The organism is Oricola indica, from assembly GCF_965227485.1.
Taxonomy (GTDB): domain Bacteria; phylum Pseudomonadota; class Alphaproteobacteria; order Rhizobiales; family Rhizobiaceae; genus Oricola; species Oricola indica.
This window is the reverse complement of the sequence record NZ_OZ245747.1, coordinates 1,486,086-1,510,894: the sequence shown is the minus strand read 5'-3', so window position 1 is coordinate 1,510,894 and position 24,809 is coordinate 1,486,086. Positions and strand designations below refer to the sequence as shown.

The following is a 24,809-nucleotide window of genomic DNA, read 5'->3' as shown; positions in this document are numbered from 1 at the left end:
CAGGCCCGATTGACGAGATGGTTTTTCCAGAATGTGGGCCTCGCGAGCGCGCTGCTGCTGTTCGCGGTCCTGTTTCTCTCCTACAACATGATGCATCCACGCGGCTTTTCCGCCGCCGTTGCCGTGCAAAATGCCAATGAGACGGCGGCGATCGCTTTTCTTGCCATGGCGCAGACACTCCCCGTATTGCTCGGCGGGCTGGACCTGTCCGTCGGCGCGGTGATGACGCTGACCAACTGTATCGCATCGGAACTGGTGAACGGTTCGCCGGCGCAGATCCTTCTCGGCATCGTCGTGACGCTGCTGTCGGGCGCCGCGTTCGGCCTGATGAACGGGCTGATCGTCGTCTATGGACGAATTCAGCCGATCATCGCCACGCTTGCCACCGGTGCGATCGCCATCGGCCTCGCTTTGCTTGTCCGGCCGAAACCCGGTGGCGACGTGGATGGCGATCTCGGCTGGGCACTGACGAACTCGGTATGGGACTTCGCCGACACTTACGGGATCGCCGGCGGCGGCGATGCATGGTGGATCCGGCCATTCGCGGATATCCCCGTTCCCGTCATCATCGTCCTCCTTGTCACCATTCTGGTCTGGGTGCCGTTCCGGCGCTCGGTGACGGGGAGGACGGTGTATGCGATCGGCTCGGCGGAGGGCGCGGCCTTCATGTCGGGCCTGCCGATCGAACGCGCGAAAATCGCCGCCTTCACGCTCGGCGGCTTCTTCGCCGCCTGCGGCGGCCTCTATCTCGCGATCCAGACATCGTCAGGAAACGCGGACATCCAGCAGGCCGGCGCATACACGCTGAACTCGATCGCGGCCGTCGTGCTTGGGGGAACGTCACTTCTCGGTGGCGTCGGAACCGCCGTCGGCAGTCTCATCGGCGCGGGCATATTGCGCGTCATCTCCTTTTACTTCCGCATTCTCGACATCGACCCGCTTCTGCAGCCGCTCATCGAAGGCGTCGTGCTGCTGGTCGCCGTATCCTTCGGCGCGATCAGGACGCTGCGGGTCAAGAACAAGCTGGACCTCTTCAGGTAGACCGCCATGCGCATTTCCGTTTCCAACGAAAACAAGCCCATTCTGATCGCCTCGTTGTTCATCGTGGTGATCCTTCTGGCGGGCACGGTCTACACCCTGTCGACAGCGGGAACCGCGCCGCTGCTCTCGCCGAAATACCTGCTTCAGCAATTGCAGACCGGGTCGTTCCTGGGCATCTGCGCGGCCGGCATGATGATGGTGATCCTGCTCGGCCATATCGACCTGTCGATCCCCTGGACGCTCACCGCCGCGGCTATGACCGCGACTGCTGTCGGCGGAGAAATGGCGCTCCCCACGGCGCTGGCGGTCGGTATCGCCGTCGGCATGCTGAACGGATTCGGCGTCGCATTCCTGCGCATCCCCTCGATGATCTTCACGCTGGGAGTCGATACGGTGCTGCGCGGGCTTATGGTCGCGCAGACCGGCGGCTTCGCACCGCAGGATACCGCCACGCCGCTGATGCTGTTTCTCGCCAAGGACAGGCTCCTCGGCATTCCCGTGGCGCTTTTCGTCTGGGCTGCGGTCTCCGTCTTCATCATCGTCATGCTGACGCGAACCGGTTTCGGACGGTCGATCTACGCGACCGGCTCGCGCGAGGGTGCGGCCTATCTTTCTGGCATTCGCACCCGCTTGGTGACGATGGGGGCTTTTATCGTGTCGGGCCTTTGCGCCTCGATCGCCGGCGTTCTGCTCGCCGGCTATTCGGCCAAGGCCTATCAGGGCATGGGCAATGCCTTCCTGCTGCCGGCGATCGCCGCGGTCGTCCTCGGCGGCACGCATATTCTTGGAGGCCGGGGCCGCTATATCGGCACGCTGATCGGTGTCATCCTGATCGTGCTTTTGAATTCCGTGCTGTCGATCATGCAGATGCCGGAAGCGGGCCGGCAGATCATCTATGGTACGGTGATCATCGCCATGCTGCTGGTCTACGGGCGCAACCAGCGCGTCACATCCTGAGGAACGACAATGCCGGCAGAACTCTACGATATCCGCGACGACCGCTTCAAAAAGCTCATTCACGCAAATGCCGGGATGGACACGTTGTGGGCCGGCGGCCGCTGGACGGAAGGTCCCGCCTATTTTCCGGCCGGCCGCTATCTGATCTGGTCGGACATTCCCAACGACCGCATCATGCGCTGGGACGAGATGAACGGCGCGGTTTCGACCTTCGAGCAGCCCTGCCGCAATCATAATGGCCATACCGTCGACGCCCAAGGGCGGATGATCGCCTGCGAACATCGTGGCCGTTGCGTCAGCCGCTACGAATTCGATGGAAGCCGTACGGTCCTGGCCGACTCCTTCGACGGCAAGAAACTCAATTCCCCCAACGACGTGATCGTCAAGTCCGATGGCTCGATCTGGTTCACCGACCCTTCATACGGAATCGACAGCGACTACGAGGGCGACGCCGCGCCGATGGACCAGGACGGCCGCCATGTTTACCGCATCGATCCGGAGGGAACGATCGCGCGTGTCATCGACGACATGAAACAGCCGAACGGACTCGCCTTCTCGCCCGATGAAAGCGCCTTGTTCGTCGCCGATACCGGCCGCACGCATTTCCCCGACTGCGACCCCGTCATCCGCCGCTATCCGCTTTCCGCCGACGGACGGTCGGTTGGCACCGGCGCGGATTTCGTCACCTGCGACACGGGCCTCTTCGACGGCTTCCGTTTTGACACGGAAGGAAACATCTGGTCCTCCGCCGGCGACGGCGTCCATTGTTTCGCGCCCGACGGCACGCTGCTCGGCAAGATTCTGATCGACGAAGTCGTCTCGAATCTCTGCTTCGGCGGTCCGAAACGCAACCGGCTGTTTATCTGCGCGACCACCTCGCTGCGCGCGATCTACGGTAATGCCCAAGGTATTGCGTGACGGTGCCCTTTCCCGCCTGAATAATCAGATCCGCGATACGACAACTGCTGCTTTTCCGTCAAAGAGCCCCGCGGATCATGTCCGCCGCCTTCTCGGCGATCATCACCACGGGCGACGCCGTGTTGCCGGAGACGATCTTCGGCATGATCGACGCATCGACGACGCGCAATCGATCCAGGCCGTGAACGCGCAGGTCCGTGTCGACGACGGCGCGATCGTCGCGACCCATCTTGCAGGTCCCCACCGGGTGGAAGATCGTCGTGCCGAGATTGCCGGCCTCGCGAAGCAGGTCCTCATCGGATTCGACGGCGGGTCCGGGGAGCAGTTCCTCCGGCTGATATTTCTCCAGCGCACGCGCTTCCATCACGCCGCGCGCCTGGCGGATCGAGGCGACCGCAACCTGCCTGTCGCGCTCCGCCGAGAGGTAGTTGAGCCGGATTTCGGGCTGCTCGGAGATGTCGCGGCTCACGATATGCGTTGAGCCAACGCTGTCCGGCCGCAGGTTGCAGACCGAGACCGTGATCGCCGGAAATCTGTGCAACGGATCGCCAAGCTTGTCGGTCGATAGCGGCTGCACGTGATACTCGATATCCGGCGTTTCCATTGCCGGATCGGACTTGGTGAACATTCCGAACTGGCTCGGCGCCATCGACAGCGGGCCACTGCGCGAAAACGCATATTGCAGCGCCATCCACGCTTTGCCCGCCGGCGAATGCACAAGCGTGTTCAGCGTCTTCACGCCGTGCACCTTGTAGACGGTGCGGATTTGAAGATGGTCCTGCAGGTTCTCGCCGACCGCCGCATTCTCGTGAACAAGCTCGATCCCGAGCCCGGCCAAAATCGAGGGCGACCCGACACCGGACTGTTCGAGGACACGCGGTGAATTGATCGCACCGGCGGCCAGCAGAACTTCGGCGTCCGCGATGGCCTTCCTCAGGAGGCCGCTCGTACGAAACTCAACACCGATGGCGCGCTTGCCGTCGAACAGCACGCGCTCCGTTTCTGCATGTGTCACGACCCGCAGGTTGGGGCGCTTCATCGCCGGACGCAGGAAGCCCTTCGCCGTGTTCCAGCGGACGCCGCCGCGCTGGTTCACCTCGAAGAAGCCCGTGCCCTCGTTGTTGCCATCGTTGAAATCCTCGCGCGGCATGATGCCGAACTCGGCTGCCCCCGCCTGCACCGCCTTCAGGATGTCCCATGTGAGCCGCTGGCGCGACACCTTCCACTCGCCGCCCCCGCCATGCAAGCCGGACTTGCCGCCGTGATGATCCTCCGACTTCAGGAAATAGGGCAGGACATCGTCCCACCCCCAGCCGGCATTGCCCATCTGCCGCCAGCGGTCGTAATCGGCCGCCTGCCCACGCATGTAGATCATCCCGTTGATGGAAGAGCAGCCCCCGAGCAGCTTGCCGCGCGGATAGGAAAGCGAGCGGCCGTTGAGACCCGGCTCCGCCGCCGTCTTCATCATCCAGTCCGTGCGCGGATTGCCGATGCAATAAAGGTAACCGACGGGGATATGCACCCAGTGATAGTTGTCGTTGCCGCCGGCTTCCAGCAGCAGGACCCGCGTGCCCGGATCCTCGGTGAGGCGGTTCGCAAGCACGCAACCGGCAGTGCCCGCCCCGACGATGATGTAGTCGTACCGGCCCTCGATCGTCGCGTCCCGCGCCTCCATGCCGTTCTCCTCCCTTGCGGCCGCCTGCGGCGTTGTCACTGCTCCCGCGCAGCGTGCTGACGCCGCCAGAAGTGCCCCAGCGTGTCGGCAAGCTCGCGATAGGTCTCGTAGCGGCGATCGTAATGCGGCTTCATCGCACTATCCGGCTCGAAGACCCGCCGTACGCGTGTCATCCGGCCAACACCTTCCTCGTAATCCGCGAACAGTCCCGCGCCGATCCCCGCACCGATGGCGGCGCCCAGAGCGCCTGTCTCCTGCGCCTCGGCGACCGAGATCGGAACGCCGAGGCAGTCGGCGAACATCTGTGGCCAGTGCGGACTGCGCGAACCACCGCCGGACAAGGTCGCTGCATCGAAGCTGACGCCAGCCTTCTGCAGAACCCCGATATGCCGACGATGCTCGAACACGACGCCTTCAAACAAGGCGCGCAGCAAATGTCCTTCGCCATGCCATCCGGCCAGACCGTAGAAGCCCGCGCGGTACTCCGAGCCCAGCGACGAACCATAAAGATACGGGTGGAAGAACGGATCGTCCGCCCGCGGCGACACCTCGGCAAGACGCGCATTGCAATGCGCGAACGGGTCGCCATGGTGGCCGCCGCGCTCGACGAGTTCGCGTACATACCATTCGAGGTTTGAGGCCGAGGTCGCGCTGTTGTCCATGTTCATGTATCGGTCCGGCCCGAAGGCGGAGATCATGAACACCGACGGATCGACAACCGGCTCGCTGGACACGACCTGGTTGATCGACCAAGTGCCAGCGATGATCGAGGCTGCGCCCGGCGCGACCACACCGGAGCCGAGGGCACTCGAAATCACGTCGAAATATCCGCCGACAACCGGCGTTCCCACTGCAAGCCCGGTCGCCTCCGCTGCCTCGGCAGTCACCGTTCCGGCGATTTCCGCCGGGTCGATCGGCAGCGGCAGCAGTTTCTCCGCGCCTTCCAGTCCGTAGAGTGCCAGAAGCTCGGCGTCGTATCGCGCGTCCGGCATGCGCATCAGACCGCATCCGGACATGTCGGAAATATCGCTCACCTTGCGCCCGGTCAGCTTGAACGTGATGAAATCCTTGCACATCAGAAGCGTACCGGCCCGCTCATAGACCTCCGGCCGGTTGCGCCGCAGCCATGACAGCAATACCGGCGTCTCCGACGGCCAGGGCGTCTGCAGGCAGATCGCATGCAGTGTCTCGCCGTGCTCGGCGGCCAGTTCGGCGGCCAGTTCCGCCGCCCGCGTGTCGAGCGACTGGATTCCGACCAGCGGCCGATCTTCGCGGTCGAGCAAATAGAGCCCGTTGCCATGGCCCGCACAGCCGATGGCAGCAATCTGTCGCGGATCGACCCCGGCCTCCGCGATGCACCCACCGATCGCCTCGCCGGCATTGCGCCACAGTTCGTCGAGATCACGCTCGACATGTCCGGGCGCGGGCGTCGATGAGCGCCCGTCGATTGCGAAGGCCGACACCTGACGCCCGTCGAGATCGAACAGCACCGCCTTGATGACCGTGTTGCCGGCGTCCAAGCCCAGAAGGTATCGCGCGCTATCAGCCACGGCTGTAAATATCCCAGGCTTCCTCGCCCGACGCACCGCGATGGATCATCGCCATCAACGCGTTGACGACCGCCATTGGGTTGTCGTGCTGGTAGATGTTGCGTCCATAGACCATGCCCTTCGCGCCCTGCGCCATCAGCGCGGCCGACTTCTTCAAGACCGACTTGAGGTCATCCTTGCCGCCGCCGCGCACTAGGACCGGCACGCGCGCCGCCTCGACCACGCGATGGAAGTCGTCCGGGTCGTCGGTCGGATCGGCCTTGATGATATCGGCGCCCATCTCGCTGGCCAGCCGCACCAGCGTCACGATCTTCTCGGCGTCGCCATCGACCTGGTAGCCGCCGCGCACGTCGTTCGGCAGCATAACGAGCGGCTCGATCATCAGCGGCATGCCATAGCGGTGGCAGTCGGCGCGCACCCGGCTGATATTCTCGACGCACTGCCGGAACAGTTCCGGCTCGTCCGGCAGCATGAACAGGTTCACGACCACACAGGCCGCGTCCATCTCCAGCGCGCCGATGATCGGCTCGTCATGGTTCTGCAGCATCGACCACATCACCCGGTGTCGCTGATCGTTATAGGGATTGCCCATGTCGATGCGCATCACCAGCGCCGGCTTGTCCTTTTCCGGTCGGCTCTGCAGCAGGTCGGCCTGGCCGTAGGTCATCTGGATCGCATCCGGTTTGGCACCGATCAGCATGTCGACGACACGATCCATGTCCTCAAGCCCGGCCAGGAAACTCGGCTCGTTGCACACGCCGTGGTCGATGGCGACATCGAGGCATCCCCCGTTCGTGAACATCCGGTTCATCCGGGCTTTCGTGCTCAGGCGCATGGTGCGCTCCTTTCCTGTGTCCGTCGGTCCAGCGTCTCGCGCGAGACGCCATGATAGGCTTCCAGTTCCGATACGAGGTCGTCGATTTCCGCGCGTTCGCGTGCCTCGTCCCAGCCGAGTGCCTTGCCGGCAGCGGCGGCAACCGCCTCGATCAGCGCAGCATCGACAGCGCCGGTGATGGCCAGCGAGGTGCGCCGCATGACGATATCGCCAAGCGTCTCCGCATATTCATGCTGCACGAGAAAGCCGATTTCGGCGGCGGTCAATTCCGTGCCTGCGCCAAGCGGCCGGTCGTCCTCGCGCCCGGCGCAAAACTCCATGACCTCGACCGCGCGCGTACCGTAACTATCGACCAGATGCGTGGCGCGCGCCTCGGAAACACCGAATTGCCCGCAAAGATCGTCCGCCAGGGCCGCAGCATCGGTGAAACCACGCCCGCCACCAATGGCGAGATCGAGCGTTTCTTCTTTTCGGTCACGGCCGAGCGCAGCGAGAACGTCATCGGCGGTCTGCTCGGCAAAGGCGCGAAACGTCGTCCACTTGCCGCCGACCATGCAGAAATGCGGCACAGCGGCATCGATGCGACATACGAAATGCCCGCGCGAGATGCGGCCCGTGAAGTCGTGATCGCTCTTCGGCAGCGGCCGGATGCCGCTGTAGGAATAGACCGCCTGCTCCGGCGTGACCTCGATGGTCGGGAAGACGAGCCGCAGCGAACCGAGAATATAATCGCGCTCCTCATCCTCGCAGCGTACCCGCTCAGCCTTTTCCACGCGTATGTCGGTCGCCCCGGCCAGCACCTTGCCGAGATAGGGAAACACGATGCAGACCCGACCGTCTGAATTGTCGAAGAACACCATGTGGCCGTTCAGCGCGTCATGCAGCTCCGCGTTGTCCAGGATCACATGCGAGCCCTTGGTGCCCGAGATCAGCCGGTCCGCACTCTCCGGCCGGTCGGTGAGCGCCGTGAGTGAATCGTCGAGCCACGCGCCGGTGGCGTTGACCACCGCCTTTGCGGTGACGCGATACCGCTCGCCGCTTATCCGGTCGGAGACCGCAAACGCGTCGCCATCCGGCAGAATTTCCGCGTGGTTCAGCGCCAGCGCCCCCGGCGCCAGGCGCTGCGTGTCGAGGATCAGCTCTACACCGAGCCGTTCCGGATGGCTGATCCACGCGTCGTGATAAATCGCCGAAAAACGCAACCGGGGCGTCAGCTTGGGCCAGCGCCTGAATGTTTCGCGTGCGCTCAGGAAGCGGTGACGCGGCAGCAGCCGCCGTTTGCGGCTCACCCAGTCGTAAAGCCCGAGCCCGATCTTGATCGGAACCGCGCCGCGATTGGCCGGCCGCGTCGACAGACCAAGAATGCCCGCCGCGCCGTTCAGGATTCCCGAGAACACCGACGTGATCGGAATTGTCGTCGGCAGCGGACGCACCATGTGCGGCGCATTGCGCAACAGCGCGTCGCGCTCGTTGAGCGACTCGCGCACCAGGTCGAACTCGCCGTTTTCAAGATAGCGCAGCCCGCCATGGATCATCCGCGACGGCGCCGCGCTGCAGCCGGAGCAGAAGTCGTTGCGCTCGACGAGAAGCACCCGCAATCCCTGCAGGGCGAGTTCGCGGAATACACCGATTCCGTTGATGCCGCCGCCGACGACGATCACGTCGAAGGCCCCGTCAGCGCGGAGCATTTCGAAACTTTCGTCTCTTGGTTCAGGCATCGGTTCTCCGTTCACCGGCCGTGAGGCGGTGCTCGTTAAGGTCTTGTTTTCGGTCCGGTTCAGGCGTCGAGGTTTGTCAGTTCAGTCTTGGCGGCCTCGCTGATCGCAGTGATGTCCTCATCGGTGAGACGGATACGGCCCGCCTTGGCGTTTTCCCGCGCCTGCGCCGGGTTGCGCGCGCCGCACAGCGAAAAGGTGATGCCCGGCTGCTGCAGTGTCCATGCAATGATCACCTGCGCGCGCGTCGCCTCATGCGCTTCGGCCACGGGGTCGATCGCCGCCATCAGCCGCGCCACCTTTTCGCGATTGCTCTGCGAAAAACGCGGATTGTCCTTGCGCAGGTCGTCGCCGGAAAAGGTACGGTCAGGACCCATCTTGCCGGAAAGCAGCCCGAGCGCGAGCGACGAATAGCTCAATGTCGAAATGCCGTTTTCGGCGGCAATCGGCAGAAGCGTCTCCTCGATACCCCGGTGGACCATCGAATATTCCTCCTGGATCGCATCGAGCTCGCCCGTCGCCGCATAGGTGCGCAACTCGTCCGCCGAGAGGTTGCTGGCTCCGATCGAGAGGATCTTGCCCTGCTCCTTAAGCGCGACCAGCGCATCGACCGTCTCCTCGACCGTCTCCTCGATCGGCGTCGTCGGATCCTGCCAATGCGTGATGTAGAGATCGATATGGTCGGTGCCGAGCCGCTTCAGGCTCTGCTCCACCTCGTGCACGATGGACTCCTTGCCGAGATAGCGATGCACCGGTCCGCTGTCATAGTCGAAGAAGTGATTGCCCTTCTGCGTGTGCCAGACGAGCCCGCATTTGGTGGCGAGAACCACTTCATCGCGGCGGCCCTTGATGGCCTTTCCGACGATCTCCTCGGACAATCCCTGGCCATAGGCCGGCGCGGTGTCGATCAAGGTGATCCCCTCGTCCAGCGACGCCTGGATGGCCGCGATGGAACTGGCCTCGTCCGTTCCGCCCCACATCCAGCCTCCGATCGCCCAGGTTCCAAGCCCGACGGCAGATGCCTCGATCGTCGATGAACCGATGGGACGGGTGAGCATTTCAAGCGACATTTTCTACCTTTCCGACATGGTCCAGAACCGAGGACGCCGTGAGTTCGTCGACGATCAGTGAATTGATCAGTCCGCCGGCCAGTGCCGCGCGAATGGGCTGAACTTTCTCCGGACCGGCCGCCACGCCGATCGTCAGAGGACATTTCGAGAGCTCGGCCGGATTGAGCGCCACAAGGCGCGAATTGAGCGGATAATCGGCGACCGTTCCGTCGTCGCGGATGAGATGGGCGAGAAACTCGCCGCAGGCCCCGCCGCTCACCAGAAGCTCGCGCTCCGGATTCGGCACCGGCAGGAGGTCGTAATAGCTCGACCCCGGCGCGAGGATCGACCCGATGCCGACAAGCGCCACCGACGCACGTCGCGCGAGGTCAAAAACCTCGCGGATCGAGGCCATCTGCATCAGCATGTCGCGCTGCTCGCGGCTCTCGGCGAAGAGCGGCGCATGCAGCAGCATCGTCGAGCCGCCGAGCTTGTCGGCGAGCTGTGTCGCAAGATGGTTCACGTCGGTGTAGTATTTGCCTTGCACGCCGCCAGTGAGCGGCACCACCGTGACGTTGAACTTCCGGTCTGGCGCGAGGCTCTGGACGATCGCGCTGACCGCCTTGCCGCCGGTGATCGCGATCACGTCGCCGTCGCGGATCGTCTCCAGCAATCCGTTCGCCGCCGCGCGGCCGACCTGCTGCAAATTCGTATCCGGATTGCCAGGCACTGCCGGCGTGACCACCGCCTTATCGAGGCTGGTCGTATCGATCAGGCCGCTTTCCAGATCGACCAGACGCTGGAACGGGCTTTCGATGGCGATCTTCACCATGCCGAGCTTCCGGCCCTGGGTGATCAACCGGTTTACCTTCGATGTCGAGAGATTGAGGCGCGTGGCGATGTCCGACTGCTTCATCTCCTCGATGAAGTGCAGCGTCAGAACCGTGTGGATCTGGCGGATCGCCTCGAAATCTTCCTTGCTGTCACTCATGTCTTTCACTCATCGAGGTTTCAGTTGCCGGCCTACCTGCCGCGACGCTTGTTCAGATAGTGGTCGATCGACACCGCGGCGAGAAGAATGGAGCCGCGGATGATGTCCTGCCAGTAAACCGAGACATCGAGCAGGGCGAGCGAACTTGAAACGACCGAGAGCAGGATCGCGCCGAGTATAGCCCCGAAGATCGTGCCGGATCCGCCCGACAGGCTGGCTCCGCCGATCACGGCCGCGGCGATCACGTTCAGCTCCATGCCGATGCCGAATGTCGGCTGAGCGGACCCGAAACGCGCCATGTAGATGATGCCCGCGACGCCACACAGGGTTGAGCACAATGTGGTCGTCAGGAAGATGACCCGCTTGGTTCGAATGCCGGAATAGGCCGCCGCTTTCTCGTTGCTGCCGGTGTAGAACACCTTGCGGAACGCCGTGGTCTTCCGGAGCATGAAATCGAATGCCAGCACCACCACCACGAAAATGATGATGACGATCGGGATCACGCCAACGGCTCCTTGCCCGACGAACTTGAACTCCGGCGGCAATGTGTAGAGTCCGAGTGGTCGGCCGCCCGTGCCTAGAAGGCAAGCGCCACGCGCGATCACCATCACCGCCAGCGAAACGATGAAGTGATGGAGGCCGACCTTCGTGACGAAGAAGCCCATGAACGCGCCGATGCCGGCGCAGCACAGGATGGAGATCGCCGACGCGGTCCAGGGATCGACCCCATTGAGGAACAACAGCCCCGCGATCACCATCGCCAGCGCGGTAACAGAACCGACCGACAGATCGATGCCGCCCGAGATCAGCAGGATCGTCATGCCGACGACGACGATACCCTCGACCGCGAAGGCCATCGCCATGGCCCGCATGTTCACCCAGGTCAGGAAGTAGGGCGAGGCAAACGACATTGCGATGAACAGCGCCAGAATGATCAGGATCAGCCCGGTCTCGCGCATCTTGAACAGCCGCTTCACATAATCGGCCGGTTCGCGCGGTGCGGCGCCCTGCCCCTGCATTCCCGCCATTGCTCCCTCCGCCATCAGACCGCCTCCATTCGAGGTTGGGATATCGAGGCCAGATGCATGATGTTCTCTTCCGTCATTGCGTCCCCCGTCACATCGCCGCTGATCTCGCCCTCGCTGATGACCAGCACCCGGTCGCAAACGCCGATCAGTTCGGGCAGCTCCGAGGATATGACCAGAACGCCCACGCCTTCGCGCGCAAGCTGGCGCAAGATCGCGTGAATTTCCGCCTTCGCCCCGACATCGACGCCACGCGTCGGCTCGTCGAGAAAGATCACGCGCGGATTGACGGACAGCAGCTTCGCCAGCGCCACTTTCTGCTGGTTGCCCCCCGACAACGTGGAGACAGCGTTTGCGGTGTGGCCGTATTTCAGATTCAGGCTGCGGCCCGCGCGCTCGGCAAACTGGGCTTCGCGGCGCTCGTTGATAATCCCGCCGCGCGAGACCTGGTCCAGCGAGATCGCGGAGATGTTGGCCGCGATCGACATCTCGAGAAAGATGCCCGAACCCTTCCGGTCCTCCGACAGATAGACGATGCCTTCGGCGATGCTGTCCTGATAGTCCTTCAGGTCGAGACGGCGACCGTTGAGATGAATTTCGCCGGTGGTTTCGCCTTCCAGATGGCAGATACCCTTGGCGATCTCACTGCGCCCCGCCCCGATCAACCCGGCAAAACCGAGGATCTCGCCCGCCTTCAGGTCGAAGGAAATGTTGCGGAACAGGCTGCGCTCGGTCAGGTCGCGCACCGAGAGGATGACCTCTTCCGATCTGTCTTCCTCGCGCTGTTTGTCCGGATAAAGATTGTCGAGGACACGACCGACCATCGAGTTGACGATTTCGGAAGGCGTTGTCTCGGAGACGTTCCGGGTGACGATGTACTGTCCGTCGCGGAACACGGAAACACGGTCGCAATTGTCGAATATTTCAGCCATGCGATGGGAAATGTAGATGATGGATATGCCCTGCGCGGCAAGCCTGCGCATGATGGCGAACAGTGTTTGCGCCTCGCGATCGGTTAGCGCGGCGGTCGGCTCATCGAGGATCAGCACCCGGCAATCGAGGGTCAGGGCCTTGGCGATTTCGACCAGCTGCTGCTGGGAAATCGGCAGATCGCGCACCAGTGCGGCCGGGTTCACGTCACCGAGCTGACGCAGGATTTCACCAGCCTTTCTTTCCAGCGCCGCGTAGTCCATCAGGAAGCGTTTGCTCATGTTGGTCGCGGCCATGAAGATGTTCTCGGCGACCGTCACATCCGGGCACAACGCGATTTCCTGGTGGACGAAACCGACACCCAGTTTCTGCGCCATTGCCGGCGAAGCAATCTCAACTGGCTGGCCGTCGAACAGTATCTCGCCGCTGTCGGGTTTCAGGATCCCGTCGATGATGTTCATCAGCGTGGATTTGCCTGCGCCGTTCTCGCCGGCGAGCGCGTGTATCTCTCCCCTGCGCAATTCGAAGTCGACGCCTCTCAGCGCATGGATCGACCCGAACGACTTTCGCAGATCGGTGATTTTCAGGATCGGTGCGGTTTCCATGGCGTTGCGATCGGTCATGCAGGGGTGGCAGGTGGATGCGTTGCCCGCTCTCCGCGCGGGCGCGGGCAACGCGATTGCGGACCGGGATCAGCTCGGATCCCGGCCTTCCATGTACTTGTTCAGATCGAACGAATCCGCGTTCTCCTTCGTAATCACTGCAAAGCCGTTGTCGATGAACGGAATTTGCATCGGGTTGTAACCCGAGACCTTGTAGTCGTTGAACGGATCGAACATGTCCGAATGAGCGGCCATGAAGACTGTCACGAATCCCATGAAGCCCTGGACGCCCTGGTTCGGGTTCAAAGCCATGTGGATATTGCCGGCCTTGATATGCTCCAGCGTCGTGGGCGTGACGTCGGCATGCATGATCAGCACGTCGGCCTCGGCCTCCAGGACAGCCGCAACGGCACCCTCGGCCGAGCCGGCCTCGGGGATCCACATCGCGTCAAGTCCCGGGTTGGCCTGCAGAATGGACGCCGTAGCGCGATAGGCCGCGTTGCTGTCCTGATTGGTCGCCTGACGGCCGACCAGCTTCATGCCCGGATAGTTCTGCTCCATGTAGGAAATCAGTTCCGTCACACGCAGGTCATGGTTGCTCTGGCCGGGGTTTTCGAGAACTGCGTATTGGCCTTCTTCACCGACCTGTTTGACGATCTCCTCGGCCGCGAACTTGGCTTCGGCGACGTTGTCCGAGGTGATGTAGGCGGTGCGGTTCGATTTCGGCGAATCCGCGGCGAAGGTCACGACTTCAACGCCGCTGTCGATCGCCCGGTTGATCGGCTCGATGAACGGATCGGACTGCATCGGATGCAGAAGAATGCCGGCCGGCTGCTTGACCAGGTCCTGCTCGAACGATGCGATCTGCTTGGTGATGTCGTAATCGGGCGTGCCCGAGAAGACGGTTTCGCAACCCATGGCTTCCGCGGCCTGCTTGAAGCCCTGATAGACAGGCACCCAGTAGGGATGCGCGGAGACCATCACGTTCATGATGTAGGTCTCGCCCTCTTCGCACTTGAAGCCGTCCTGCGCCGACGCCGTCGCGGGCAACAATATGGCAGACGTCAAGGTCGCCGCGGCGACAGCCGCAGCCTTGTGAAAATTCCTCATGCTTCTCCTCCACTGTGGAATCTCGCCCACGCAACTACTGTGACATCCTCCAGTCACGCCTGCAAGATATTTCACGATACGATATTTATCGCATCACGGGATAAAGCAGAGCGCGCAAGTCGAGTCAATCGACAAGAAATATTTTTCTTTGCCTGAAATTTATTTCACAGCTCTGATAAGCGATTTGGACGCCCTGCCGGACCGTTCGCAGGTTTCGCTCCAGTCAGGCACTCATCCGCTAATGCCTTATGATCGACGGCGGCGTTCCTACGCCATCACGAATAGGATAAATAGCTGATTTATTTAATTTTTTTAATTTGAAAATCGCTTTCGCAGCCATAACGAGTCGGCAGCAGGTCCGCGACGCGTCATTTCACGAACAGATGGCGGGCATTGTCCGATTCAAAGAATTGCCGGCAGATGGAGGCGAAGGCCTGCGCCCGTCGGCTGACCCGGCTTCCCCGACGCGTCGCCAGCACGATGTTGGGACAGGGCTCGGCCTCCACCAGCGGGCGGCAGACGACGGGCAGTCCGCAATAGGTGGTGTCGGTACAAGGCCGGATGTTGAGGATCGCCGCCCCCAGCCCCGCCGCGGCCGAGGCCCGCACCATCTCGAACGATTCCAGGCGCTGGATCGGCCCGGGCCGAACGCCGGCATGTTCGAAAATCGACTGCACGTAATTGCGCGACTGCGGAAGGTTGAGCAACAGCAAGGTACGGTCCGACAGGTCTTCCAGTGAAATGCGCTCCTTTTCTGCCAGCGGATCGGAGGTTGCCAGCACGACATGTGGCGGCGCCTTGGCCAGGAACTCGAAATCGAATTCGTCCCACAGACCCGCGTCGTAGGTCAGGAGAATATCGACGGCCCCATCCCGCAGGCTGCGCTGGATCGAGATTATGTCGCCTTCCGAAAGATGCACGATCAGTTCGGGAAAGGCGGCGCGCAGTTCGCGGATCACCTGCGGCGCTATGTTGGGCGAAATCGAGGTGAAAGAACCCACCCGCAATTCACCTGAGAGAACCTGGCCGCCGCCACTCAGGTCGCGAACGAATGCTTCCGCCTCGTCCAGCATGCGAATGGTGCGCGCGATCGCGCTCTCGCCCGCTGCCGTCGTCACCAGACCCTTGGCACGCTGGCGTACGAAAAGCTGGATACCGAACTCCTGTTCGAACTTGTCGATCGCCATCAGGATCGAGGAGGTCGAAATGTTCAACTCGCTGGCCGCGCCCTGGATCGATCTTTTCCGTGAGGCGACCACGACATACTGGAGCTGGCGTATCGTGATATTCATTTTATGTAATTATCATACCTATAAAATACATTATTCCGAATTTTGCCGAATTGCTAGCGTCGTGCCGGGAAGAGGAAGGCGGCACGCCACGAATGGACCAGCGAGCATTCAGGTCAGGAGAGAGCGCATCCGATCCGATCCGCGGATCCGGTGACATCCGCATCGAGTGCATCTGGCGCGGACCGGCGGAACTCGGTGAGTGTCCGATATGGGACGAACGCCGACAACGCCTTTTCTGGATCGACTCGCTTCAGTGCCGAATCTGGTGCTGCGACGCATCGGGGCGCGATCTGCATCACTGGCAATTGCCGGAAGTTATCGGCTCGATCGGCCTTCGCGAAGATGGCGGTTTTGTTGCCGGCCTGGCTTCGGGTTTCGCACTGGTCGACCTCGCATCCGGCGACGAAGCACGGATCGAACGGATCGGCGACCCCGAGCCGGACCTCGCCGACACCCGCCTCAATGATGGCAAAGTCGATCGGCAAGGCCGGTTCTGGTGCGGCTCGATGAACCGCGACTTCGCTGAACCGAACGCTTCGCTCTATCGCCTTGAAGAGACCCTTTCCTGGCAAAAGGTCGATAGCGGCATCACTGTCTCGAACGGCCTTGCGTTTTCGCTGGACGGAGCGACGCTCTATTTCTCCGACAGCCGCGTGGACCGCTCCTACCGGTACGATCTCGATCAGCAATCCGGCGCCTTGTCGAACCGCCGCACTTTCATCGACACAGGCAGCTATCGCGGCCGTATCGACGGTGCCACCGTGGATGCCCGGGGTAATTACTGGGGTGCCTTGTTCGAGGGCGGCGCGATCGGCTGCTTCTCGCCGCAAGGCGACCTGCTGCAGCACATCGGCTTGCCGGTCACCTGTCCGACCATGTGCGCGTTCGGCGGCGAGCGCATGAACGTTCTCTACGTGACATCCGCGACCTTTTCGCTGGATCGCGAAAAGCTTGCGCGAGAGCCGCAGGCCGGTGGCCTGTTCGCGATCCACGGGCTCAACGCCAAGGGCATCCCAGAGCCCAGATTCAAGGGAGTGCCGCGCGGGAGGGGAAACTGAGGAAGAAGACTTGGTGACGTTTTCGGACGCCGCCATTAAGCCGGTCCCAAGGGCCGCAAATCAACGGAGGAGATCATGAGAAAGCTTTTTATGGTCGCGGGTCTTGTCGCGACAATGGTGATGTCGGTGCTCTATGCCGGCACGCTTGCTGCTGCGGCAGCACCACGCGTAACAATCAAATATGCGCATTGCTGCCCGCCCGATCACACCTACGGCGTCTACGCGCACACCTTTGCCGACAAGGTGAAGGAAAACTCAAACGGTGAAATCGTGGTCGAGGTTCTCGACGGCGGCGTGATGGGCACTGAACAGGCCATCGCCCAGAAGGTACAGCTCGGCACCGTGCAGATGGGTGGCGTCACCTCCAACAATGTCGCGCAGCTCGCGCCCGCCCTCAACGTACTTGTCATGCCCTATCTCGCTTCGAGCCCGGACGATCTGACAGGCGAAGGCGGTCTTCTGCGCTCCGGTCCTTACCGCGATGAACTCAACAAGCGCGTGCTCGCCGAAAGCGGCAGCCTGCGCGTGGTCGGCGGCTTCACCAATTCCTTCCGCAGCCTGTTTGCGAAGGACAAGTGTATTTCGACGATCGACGACCTGAAAGGGCTGAAAATCCGCGCGCCGAAGAACCCGGTGATGACGGCGATGTGGGAATCCTGGGGCGTATCGACTTATCCGATCGCCTGGGGCGAAACATTTGGTGCCATCGCGACGGGTGTCGTCGATTCCTTCGACAGCCCGACCGATGTCATACTTAACATGGGTTTCCACGAGCATATCAAATACATAACCGAAGCGACTTATCTGCCGCTCGCCGCCGTCGTGGTCATCAACAACGACTTCATGAACTCGCTTTCCGAGGCCGACCAGCAGATTATCCTCAAGTCTGCCGAGGAGACAGACATCTCACATGCAAAATACGTCGCCGAGAATGGTGCGCGTGTGCGCGAGGCGCTGACCTCGGAACATGGCGTCACCTTCTGTGAACTCAAGGACGCCGATGTGTGGGCCGAAAAGGCGCGCGGTGCCTGGCCGTCACTCTACAGCCTCGTGGGCGGCGGCAAGGAATGGGTTGACGAAGCCCTGCACTACAAGGAAACGGGCGAACTGAACTAGCGACCGGCTTCCGGCTCCGTGTTCATTGCTTGAGGCCTTCCCGCCGGCAGCGTCCAGCGGGGAGGACCGGTCGGTTCCGGTCGCTGCGCAAGAAAACACCGCAGCGATCCGGCCCGCCGGCAACGTGCCCCGAAGACGGCCCGGGCACTATTCGATCCAACCCTGCGTCTCGGGACATTGACGATGAACCCCCGCATTCTTTCGGCATTTGGCAGGCTTGAACTTGTTGTAGCGAACGCCAGTCTCGTGCTGCTGGTTGTCGTGCTCGCCGCCCAGATTTTCTTCCGCTACGTCCTGCATGTGGGCCTGTCGTGGAGCGAGGAGATCTCGCGCTTCGCCTTCATCTGGTTCGTCTACATCTCGGCCAGCCTCGCCGCCCAGCGCGGCACGCATATACGCGTGACGATGTTTGTCCGGATAATCCCGGGCGCTGAACGCTACCTGCTCTTGCTCGCGGACATTGTCTGGATCGTGTTCAACGCCTTCGTCGTGGCCGCCGGTCTGCTGCTTATTCAGCGCACGCTGAAATACCCGGTCTATTCGACGTCGCTCTTTCTGCCGCTCGCCTACATCTACACGATCATCCCGATCGCCCATGCCCTGATGATCCTGCGTATTGTCGAGCGCCAGTGGCGCTTTTGGCGCCTTGGTGAGCCGCTGATCGCAGGCGAAGGACAAGCGGAAGCGAATGACAAGGGGACAATGGCATGACCTTCGTCCTGCTATTCCTGGCCTGCCTCTTCATCGGCGTGCCGGTATTCGTGACCTTGGGCGTACCATCGCTCTACGAACTGCTGGCTTCGCCCATCCCGCTTGCCTCGCTCGCCCACAGCCTGTTCGACGGTGTCGACAATTTTCCGCTGCTGGCGATCCCGAACTTCGTGCTGGCCGGCGCCGTCATGGCACGCGCCGGCATCACCCGCGACATCATTGAGGTGATGCGTTCGATCGTCGGCGAAGCCTATGGCGGGCTTGCCATCGTGACCATCCTGTCCTGCATGTTCTTCGCTGCGATATCCGGTTCCGGTCCGGGGACAGTCGCCGCCATCGGCACGCTGCTGATACCGGCGATGAAAGAAGACGGATACCCCAAGGACTTCGCGGCTGCCGTCGCGTCCTCGGGCGGGACGCTCGGAATTTTGCTGCCTCCAAGCAATCCGATGATCGTCTATGGCGTGCTGGCGTCCGTTTCGATCGGCGATCTCTTTCTCGCCGGTCTCCTGCCCGGCCTTCTGATGGGCGCATTGCTGGTCGGAACAACCTATCTGCTCAGCCGTCGCAATGGCTACAAGGGCAAGGCCCACCGCTTCGAGATGGAAGTTTTCCTGCGCACGGTCTACCGGTCGAAATTCTCGCTCGCCACGCCCTTCATCGTCCTTGGCGGCATCTATGGCGGCATCTTCACGCCGGTGGAGGCTTCTATCGTCGCGGTGGTCTATGCGTTGTTCGTTGGCGCGGTGATCAAGCGCAATATCGGTTTTTCGGGTATCTGGGGCGCGCTTTCGGAAGCCAGTACGGTGTGCGGTGGCCTTGTCGTCATCATGGGTACGGCGATCTTCTTCGGCGAATTTCTGGCGCTCAACATGATACCGCAGCGCATCGCCGCATCCCTGCTTTCGATCACCGACAATGCGACGCTCATGTTGCTGATGATATGTGCGATCCTGATCGTGTTGGGCACGTTCATGGAGACCTTGTCGACGGTCATCATTCTGACGCCAATTCTGTTGCCGCTGGTCAAGCAACTCGGCATCGACCCGATCCATTTCGGCATCCTGCTCGTGGTTACCAGCGAAATCGGGTTCCTCACCCCGCCTCTGGGGGTCAATCTCTTTGTCGCCTGCGGCATTTCAGGCCTGACGATCGAAGAGGTCTCTCGCCGTGTCATTCCATTCATCGCGACGATTATCGCGGGGCTATTGATCCTGCTGTTCTTCCCGCAGATCAGCCTCTTTCTGGTGTCGTTGAAATAGCCGCGTGTCGGGCGGGCGTCGGATAGAGCAAACGCCGAGCGCCCGTTTGACGGGTGTCGGCGTTGCTCAGACTTCCAGCGTCCCCGTGAAGACCGCATCCCATGCTTGAACCGCCTTGCGGGCACGTGCGGCGACATCGGCCACCTCCATGCCAGGCCGGAAGATCGACGAACCGAGGCCGAAGAGGCGAATGCCATTGGCCGCGTAGGTTTCGAAGTCGAGTTCGGACACGCCGCCCACGGCGCCGATCACTGCGCCCGCCGGGAGCACTGCGGAAATGGCCTTGATGCCCGACGCGCCGATCACGCTTGCCGGAAAGAATTTCAGCGCAGAAGCGCCCGCTCTGACCGCGGCAAGTGCCTCGGTTGGCGAGAATACGCCAGGCATGGTGATCATCCCATGTTCACCCGCCCGCGCCAGCACGTCGGCGTCGATATTGGGAGCGACCAGCAGGCGTCCACCAGCCTCGTTCAGCCTGTCCACATCGGCGGGGGTCAGGACCGTTCCCGCGCCGACGAGAACCCGCTCGCCAAAAGCATTGGAAACCGTTTCGATCGACCGGAAGGGATCCGGCGAATTGAGCGGTATCTCGATCGCCTCGAAGCCGGCATCGACCAGAGCCTGCGCGGTTTCGAGCGCCTTGCCGGGTTCGAGGCCGCGCAGGATTGCGACGAGGCCGCGGTTCAGTCCGGGCCATGCGGCTTGACCTGTCATGTGTCTTGTCCTTCCATCGGGCGGTGTCCATCGATCCCGGTTCTTTGTGGTGCGGCGCCCGCACCGGTCAGGCCGGCGATTGCCAATGCGTCGCTGTCGTAACGGTCGCAGTTGATCCCTGCGACCTTGAGCGCTTCGGCATAGAGTGTGCCGAGCGGTTCCCCGCCGACAAGATCCACATGATCGGGCAGTTCGAAACGGGCACGCGCGCCGGCGACCTCCTGTCCGATCATGTATCCGGACAGCCGCGCGGAAGCGTCCGCCGCTTCGAGATCGAGGAGCAACCCGGCGGGGCGGATCGAGAAAAGGCGCGCGAGAATATCGGCGGGAGAATCAAGGCTTGCGCGCACGGCTTCGCGAAAGACCGGCGATGCGGGATCGACGCCTTCGGCAGACATCGAATGACGCAGAACCGAATGGCGTGACAGGACGGCATAGGCCTCACCGGTCATGAAGCTGGCGAAATCCACCACCGTGCCATCGCGTATTTGCGCCCATTTGGAATGTGTTCCCGGCATGCAGACGAACCTGTCTCCGGAGACCGGCGCGAGCCGGTTCAGGCCGAGAAGCTGTGTTTCCTCGCCGCGCATGACGTCCGGTGCGTCGGAATCCGTTTTCGAAAGCCCGGGCATGATGCTGACGTTCCGGGCGATCCCCGGGATACGCACAGCTTTGGAGGCGATGTCGGCAAGCGCGGCCGGAACGGCGAGATAGGGTGCTTCGACCCAGCCCTGTCGCGCTCCGACCATGCCGCACATGACCACGGGGATGTCTGCGGGAACTCCCATCTCGGAAAGATGCCGCTCCAGCACGGCGTGGAATTGCTCGCGCGCGGTTGCGCCCATGCCCTCGTCGCTGCGGTGCTCGGCCAGCACCCGGCCATCCTGGTCGAGCAGCCATACCCGCAAATGCGACGTGCCCCAATCGACGGCGACAAGCGATGGACTGGCGGCAGTGGTCACCGGATATCTCCATCGGCGATCAGGACCCGGGCTGTGACCATGCGCGCGAATTTCAGCGAAACCTTCATGATTGAGCGTCCTCCCTCGTAAGGCGGGCAAGCCGACTTCGCGGATATCGGGAGCATCACACCCTCCCGGGGCGTCGCTCGCCGTCCGCGCATGCAGCCCATATGTTCAATTGAGTTCCATTATTCAGAACTTAGTTTGATTATTTGGAATAATTTGCCTAGTGTCTGGAGATGTCAAGGGCGTTGCGCGCGAGCTCGCCGACAATGCCGACACGGGAGCATCGATGAGCAAGGCGCGGGAAGATGGCAGCACGGGCACGCTCGGAAAGGCGATTGCCGTGCTGGATGTCGTCGCGAACGCAAAAAAGCCGATGCGCTTCACGGACCTGCTTGCCGAAATCGATCAGCCGCGCGGCACCCTGCACCGTCAGATATCCAACCTGATCGGCGAGGGCCTTCTGCAGGTGAACCCTGACAATTCCTACGGACTTGGGCTACGCCTGCTGAAATTCGCCTCCAATGCCTGGGCGGGGAACCAGTTTCGCGAAATAGCTGAACCGCATTTACGCGCATTGCACGAAAAAACCGGCGAAACGATCCATCTCGGCGTGTTGCAAGGCATGGAGGTGATCTATCTCGACAAGGTGGAATCGCACCAGTCCGTGCGCATGCACAGCCAGATCGGCAATGCGTCGCCGGCATTTTGTACCGGAATCGGCAAGGCCGCCTTCTCGCTGCTGCCGGAAGAGGAATTGCACAAGCGCGTCCAACGCATCGTGTTCGATCGCTACACGGCGAACACGCTTCCCGATGCAGACGCATTCCTGGCCGAAATCGCGAAAATTCGCGCATCCGGCAACGCCTTCGACCGCGAGGAACATGAGGATGGCATTCACTGCATTGCCGCGCCGGTCGGCGCCGTCCATCGAGCGTTCTATGCCGGCATCTCGGTGACGGCACCGGTCTACCGTGTGGGGAGGGACAAGCTCGAGGGCTGGGCCGGCGCTGTGCGAGACGCAGCGGCCGCAATCGAAGACGACATGAGACTTAAGCTCGGCCCCCGCGGCTGATGCATCAACAGGCGAAAGGCCTGACCTTCCTGTTCGATCCCGGTTCGAGCCTGCGCATTCGCCAAGGCACAAGGGACCCGGCCACACCGCATTTACACGGGGCATACTGACCTTACGCGAAGGCAATTGCGCAGACCGCATTCTCCACATAATACCGGTTCCGGCAGAAGCATGTTTTCTCCGCCAAAAAACTGCATAAAGGACAGACGTCATCCGGAACTCAAAATATGAAGCGCTTTCTCCCCGCCATCGTTTTCCTCGTCATTGCGTTTCTGGGCGCAGGGATCACGTTCATCGTCTACCAGGCGATCCGCGAAACGGCGCAGGCCGAGTTCGAATCGAGCGCTCAGGAAGCCGTCGATCGCGTCACTTCGCGCGTCGATCAGCATCTGTCGCTTCTCGCCGCGACACACGCCTTCTTCGCCGCCAACAACGGTACGGTCCTCCGCCCTGCCTTTAAGTCATTCGTGACGGGACTGGATATCGAGGGGAAGTATGCCGGCGTCCAGGGCATCGGTTATGCGATGCGGATTCCCGCCGGTCGGGAATATCGCGCCGAGATGCGAATGAAATCCGACTACGACATTGACAGGCCGGTCTGGCCGAAAGCGACAGACCAGCAGTACCGTACGCCGATCGTCCTTCTCGAACCCCAGGATTCCCGCAATGACAGGGCGCTCGGATTTGACATGTACTCCGAGGAACGCCGACGCGCCGCAATGCAGGCGTCTGTGGAGCGCAATGCCGCCACGGCGTCCGCGCCGGTGGAACTGGTGCAAGAGATCACCAGCGTCAAGCAAGCGGGCTTCCTGGTCTATATGCCGCTCTTCACCGCAGCGTCGACAAACGGTCAGGATCGCGTGCCGGCAGGATTCATCTATGCACCGTTCCGCGCCGGCGACCTGCATGTGGCCGCGCTGGAAACCCCGCCAAGACTGCCGGTCGTCCTGAAAACCTTCGACGTCACCGACAACAACGCGGTACTGCTTTACGCGTCGCCCAACCATGATGAACTGCGCCCGGAAGACGCTATGGAGACGGCCGTCCAGGCTGAAATCGCCGGGCGGACGTGGCGTTTCGAGGTCAGCTCTGTTGGCGGCGCCGCCGAATATGCCGATTTCCTTCCGGTCTACGCCCTGTGCGTGGTTTTGGTGGTGCTCGCCGGTTCCCTGGCAGCGGGCGCCCGCTGGCAGCACAAGGCCGTGGAGTCTGCGGTCGCCCTGCACGAAACGAGCCGGCGAAACCTCGAGGAAAAGGAGCTTTTGCTCCAGGAGATGCGGCACCGCATCAAGAATTCCATTTCGCGCGTTATGGCCATCGCCCGGCAAACGGCCTCGTCCTCTGACACGATCGCGGAATTCAGCAATTCCTTTTCAGCGCGCATGAACGCCATGGCGAATGCCCAGGATCTCCTCGCGCGTTCGCACTGGGGACGGGCCGATATGGGCGATCTCCTGACCAAGGAACTCGAGCAGGTTTTCGGCGACCAGAAGGATGCGTCCCATGTCGAGGGACCCGCGATCAATCTGAACGAGAAGGCGGCCCAGGCACTTGGCCTCGTGTTCCACGAAATGGCGACCAACGCGTTGAAATACAGCGGCGTCGCCGATGGCAACGCCGAACTGAAGGTGCATTGGGCCTATGAGGGAAAGGGCAGCAAGAAGATGCTGCGGCTCGTGTGGGCAGAACTCGGCAATATCGTGACGGGCGAGCCGGAGCGGAAAGGCTTCGGCACGCGCCTCGTCGAGGCGAATGTTCGCGGCGAACTCGGCGGCGAGATCGAACGCCGTTTCGACGAAAACGGGATGACGGTCACCTTCCGGATTCCCGCAAAGGCGGTCGCCTGAACAGCCTAGCGCTTTGACTGCCTGAGAAGCATCGTCGTGAGCGCAAAGCTCAATGCGGCAACAGCGGGGAGAGTCGCCGGGATCGCTTCACGTGTCCGGCGCAATCCGTCGTCGGCAACTTCGGCAAGCGCTTCGGAGCGCCGCTGCGCGGCCAATCTCGCCCGATAGCGCGTCCGGCGGCTCAGAATAGCCTGAATCGCCAAAGCGACACCGCCGACGAGCGCCACTGCCACGCCGGAAAGAGCCAAGCCTTCCGCAACGCCGAAACGTTCGACAAGGGCAACCGTACCGGCCGCACCACCAAGAAACACGGCGGCGACGAAGGCCAGCCCGGCCACACCAAAGAAGATGGCGGAAGTCACGACACGCCT

At 62.1% G+C, this 24,809-nt stretch carries 22 protein-coding genes; 9 read left to right on the top strand and 13 right to left on the bottom strand.

All coding sequences use genetic code 11. The annotated features are described in order from the left end of the window. Positions 1 to 9 precede the first annotated feature (9 nt). The 3 genes from ACQK2M_RS07680 to ACQK2M_RS07670 are packed head-to-tail and all read left to right on the top strand — an operon-like array spanning position 10 to position 2,916. The gene (locus ACQK2M_RS07680; RefSeq protein WP_425417297.1) at positions 10 to 1,041 is read left to right on the top strand and encodes an ABC transporter permease; all 1,032 of its coding nucleotides are present in this window, start codon (positions 10 to 12) and stop codon (positions 1,039 to 1,041) included. 6 nt (positions 1,042 to 1,047) lie between these two features. Next, positions 1,048 to 1,998, top strand: a complete 951-nt coding sequence (locus ACQK2M_RS07675) for an ABC transporter permease (protein WP_425417296.1) — start codon at positions 1,048 to 1,050, stop codon at positions 1,996 to 1,998. Positions 1,999 to 2,007: 9 nt separating this feature from the next. Beyond that, a complete protein-coding gene (locus ACQK2M_RS07670) occupies positions 2,008 to 2,916 on the top strand; it encodes an SMP-30/gluconolactonase/LRE family protein (RefSeq protein WP_425417295.1) in 909 nt (302 codons plus the stop codon). A 58-nt stretch (positions 2,917 to 2,974) separates the two neighbouring features. Here the strand turns inward: ACQK2M_RS07670 and ACQK2M_RS07665 are convergent, their stop codons facing one another. From ACQK2M_RS07665 to ACQK2M_RS07620, 10 genes are all read right to left on the bottom strand, one after another. Next, complete coding sequence (locus ACQK2M_RS07665; RefSeq protein WP_425420003.1) at positions 2,975 to 4,591, bottom strand: GMC family oxidoreductase; 1,617 nt, start codon at positions 4,589 to 4,591, stop codon at positions 2,975 to 2,977. A 35-nt stretch (positions 4,592 to 4,626) separates the two neighbouring features. Then, a complete protein-coding gene (locus ACQK2M_RS07660) occupies positions 4,627 to 6,141 on the bottom strand; it encodes an FGGY-family carbohydrate kinase (RefSeq protein ID WP_425417294.1) in 1,515 nt (504 codons plus the stop codon). Beyond that, positions 6,134 to 6,976 carry a class I fructose-bisphosphate aldolase gene (locus ACQK2M_RS07655; RefSeq protein WP_425417293.1) on the bottom strand — a complete coding sequence of 281 codons (843 nt, stop codon included), beginning with the start codon at positions 6,974 to 6,976 and terminating at the stop codon, positions 6,134 to 6,136. The genes ACQK2M_RS07660 and ACQK2M_RS07655 overlap by 8 nt, the downstream gene beginning before the upstream one ends. After that, the gene (locus tag ACQK2M_RS07650; protein WP_425417292.1) at positions 6,967 to 8,694 is read right to left on the bottom strand and encodes a glycerol-3-phosphate dehydrogenase/oxidase; all 1,728 of its coding nucleotides are present in this window, start codon (positions 8,692 to 8,694) and stop codon (positions 6,967 to 6,969) included. The genes ACQK2M_RS07655 and ACQK2M_RS07650 overlap by 10 nt, the downstream gene beginning before the upstream one ends. 59 nt (positions 8,695 to 8,753) lie before the next feature. Continuing rightward, positions 8,754 to 9,761, bottom strand: a complete 1,008-nt coding sequence (locus ACQK2M_RS07645) for an aldo/keto reductase (RefSeq protein WP_425417291.1) — start codon at positions 9,759 to 9,761, stop codon at positions 8,754 to 8,756. After that, positions 9,751 to 10,731: a sugar-binding transcriptional regulator gene (locus ACQK2M_RS07640; RefSeq protein ID WP_425417290.1), complete on the bottom strand. Its 981-nt coding sequence runs from the start codon at positions 10,729 to 10,731 to the stop codon at positions 9,751 to 9,753. The genes ACQK2M_RS07645 and ACQK2M_RS07640 overlap by 11 nt, the downstream gene beginning before the upstream one ends. 32 nt (positions 10,732 to 10,763) lie before the next feature. After that, on the bottom strand, positions 10,764 to 11,750 hold the full coding sequence (locus ACQK2M_RS07635; protein ID WP_425420002.1) for an ABC transporter permease: 987 nt from the start codon (positions 11,748 to 11,750) through the stop codon (positions 10,764 to 10,766). Between the two features lie 23 nt (positions 11,751 to 11,773). After that, positions 11,774 to 13,309: a sugar ABC transporter ATP-binding protein gene (locus tag ACQK2M_RS07630; protein ID WP_425417289.1), complete on the bottom strand. Its 1,536-nt coding sequence runs from the start codon at positions 13,307 to 13,309 to the stop codon at positions 11,774 to 11,776. A 69-nt stretch (positions 13,310 to 13,378) separates the two neighbouring features. After that, positions 13,379 to 14,398 carry a substrate-binding domain-containing protein gene (locus ACQK2M_RS07625; protein WP_425417288.1) on the bottom strand — a complete coding sequence of 340 codons (1,020 nt, stop codon included), beginning with the start codon at positions 14,396 to 14,398 and terminating at the stop codon, positions 13,379 to 13,381. A gap of 368 nt (positions 14,399 to 14,766) precedes the next feature. Next, positions 14,767 to 15,690 (bottom strand): LysR family transcriptional regulator, encoded by a 924-nt coding sequence (locus ACQK2M_RS07620; protein WP_223475912.1) that lies wholly within the window; start codon positions 15,688 to 15,690, stop codon positions 14,767 to 14,769. Positions 15,691 to 15,782: 92 nt separating this feature from the next. Here ACQK2M_RS07620 and ACQK2M_RS07615 point away from each other — a divergent pair, with 92 nt between their 5' ends. The 4 genes from ACQK2M_RS07615 (at position 15,783) to ACQK2M_RS07600 (ending at position 19,837) form a co-directional block, all read left to right on the top strand. Then, positions 15,783 to 16,748 (top strand): SMP-30/gluconolactonase/LRE family protein, encoded by a 966-nt coding sequence (locus tag ACQK2M_RS07615; protein ID WP_425417287.1) that lies wholly within the window; start codon positions 15,783 to 15,785, stop codon positions 16,746 to 16,748. 75 nt (positions 16,749 to 16,823) lie between these two features. Continuing rightward, entirely contained in the window at positions 16,824 to 17,864 is a 1,041-nt protein-coding gene (locus ACQK2M_RS07610) for a TRAP transporter substrate-binding protein (protein ID WP_425417286.1), read from the top strand. Between the two features lie 183 nt (positions 17,865 to 18,047). After that, positions 18,048 to 18,575 carry a TRAP transporter small permease gene (locus tag ACQK2M_RS07605; RefSeq protein ID WP_425417285.1) on the top strand — a complete coding sequence of 176 codons (528 nt, stop codon included), beginning with the start codon at positions 18,048 to 18,050 and terminating at the stop codon, positions 18,573 to 18,575. Further along, positions 18,572 to 19,837 carry a TRAP transporter large permease gene (locus tag ACQK2M_RS07600; RefSeq protein ID WP_425417284.1) on the top strand — a complete coding sequence of 422 codons (1,266 nt, stop codon included), beginning with the start codon at positions 18,572 to 18,574 and terminating at the stop codon, positions 19,835 to 19,837. The genes ACQK2M_RS07605 and ACQK2M_RS07600 overlap by 4 nt, the downstream gene beginning before the upstream one ends. A gap of 66 nt (positions 19,838 to 19,903) precedes the next feature. On the opposite strand, the gene ACQK2M_RS07595 is transcribed toward ACQK2M_RS07600, so the two are convergent. Together ACQK2M_RS07595 and ACQK2M_RS07590 are read right to left on the bottom strand one after the other, a co-directional pair. Then, the gene (locus tag ACQK2M_RS07595; protein ID WP_425417283.1) at positions 19,904 to 20,551 is read right to left on the bottom strand and encodes a 2-dehydro-3-deoxy-6-phosphogalactonate aldolase; all 648 of its coding nucleotides are present in this window, start codon (positions 20,549 to 20,551) and stop codon (positions 19,904 to 19,906) included. Beyond that, positions 20,548 to 21,513 carry a 2-dehydro-3-deoxygalactonokinase gene (locus ACQK2M_RS07590; RefSeq protein WP_425417282.1) on the bottom strand — a complete coding sequence of 322 codons (966 nt, stop codon included), beginning with the start codon at positions 21,511 to 21,513 and terminating at the stop codon, positions 20,548 to 20,550. Before ACQK2M_RS07590 ends, ACQK2M_RS07595 begins: the two co-directional genes overlap by 4 nt. A gap of 292 nt (positions 21,514 to 21,805) precedes the next feature. On the opposite strand from ACQK2M_RS07590, the gene ACQK2M_RS07585 reads away from it, so the two are divergent. Both ACQK2M_RS07585 and ACQK2M_RS07580 read left to right on the top strand, forming a co-directional pair. Then, on the top strand, positions 21,806 to 22,591 hold the full coding sequence (locus ACQK2M_RS07585; protein ID WP_425420001.1) for an IclR family transcriptional regulator: 786 nt from the start codon (positions 21,806 to 21,808) through the stop codon (positions 22,589 to 22,591). 227 nt (positions 22,592 to 22,818) lie between these two features. Beyond that, positions 22,819 to 24,438: a CHASE domain-containing protein gene (locus tag ACQK2M_RS07580; protein ID WP_425417281.1), complete on the top strand. Its 1,620-nt coding sequence runs from the start codon at positions 22,819 to 22,821 to the stop codon at positions 24,436 to 24,438. 5 nt (positions 24,439 to 24,443) lie between these two features. Here ACQK2M_RS07580 and ACQK2M_RS07575 read toward each other — a convergent pair whose 3' ends face one another. Continuing rightward, on the bottom strand, positions 24,444 to 24,800 hold the full coding sequence (locus ACQK2M_RS07575; RefSeq protein WP_425417280.1) for a hypothetical protein: 357 nt from the start codon (positions 24,798 to 24,800) through the stop codon (positions 24,444 to 24,446). Positions 24,801 to 24,809: the final 9 nt, after the last annotated feature.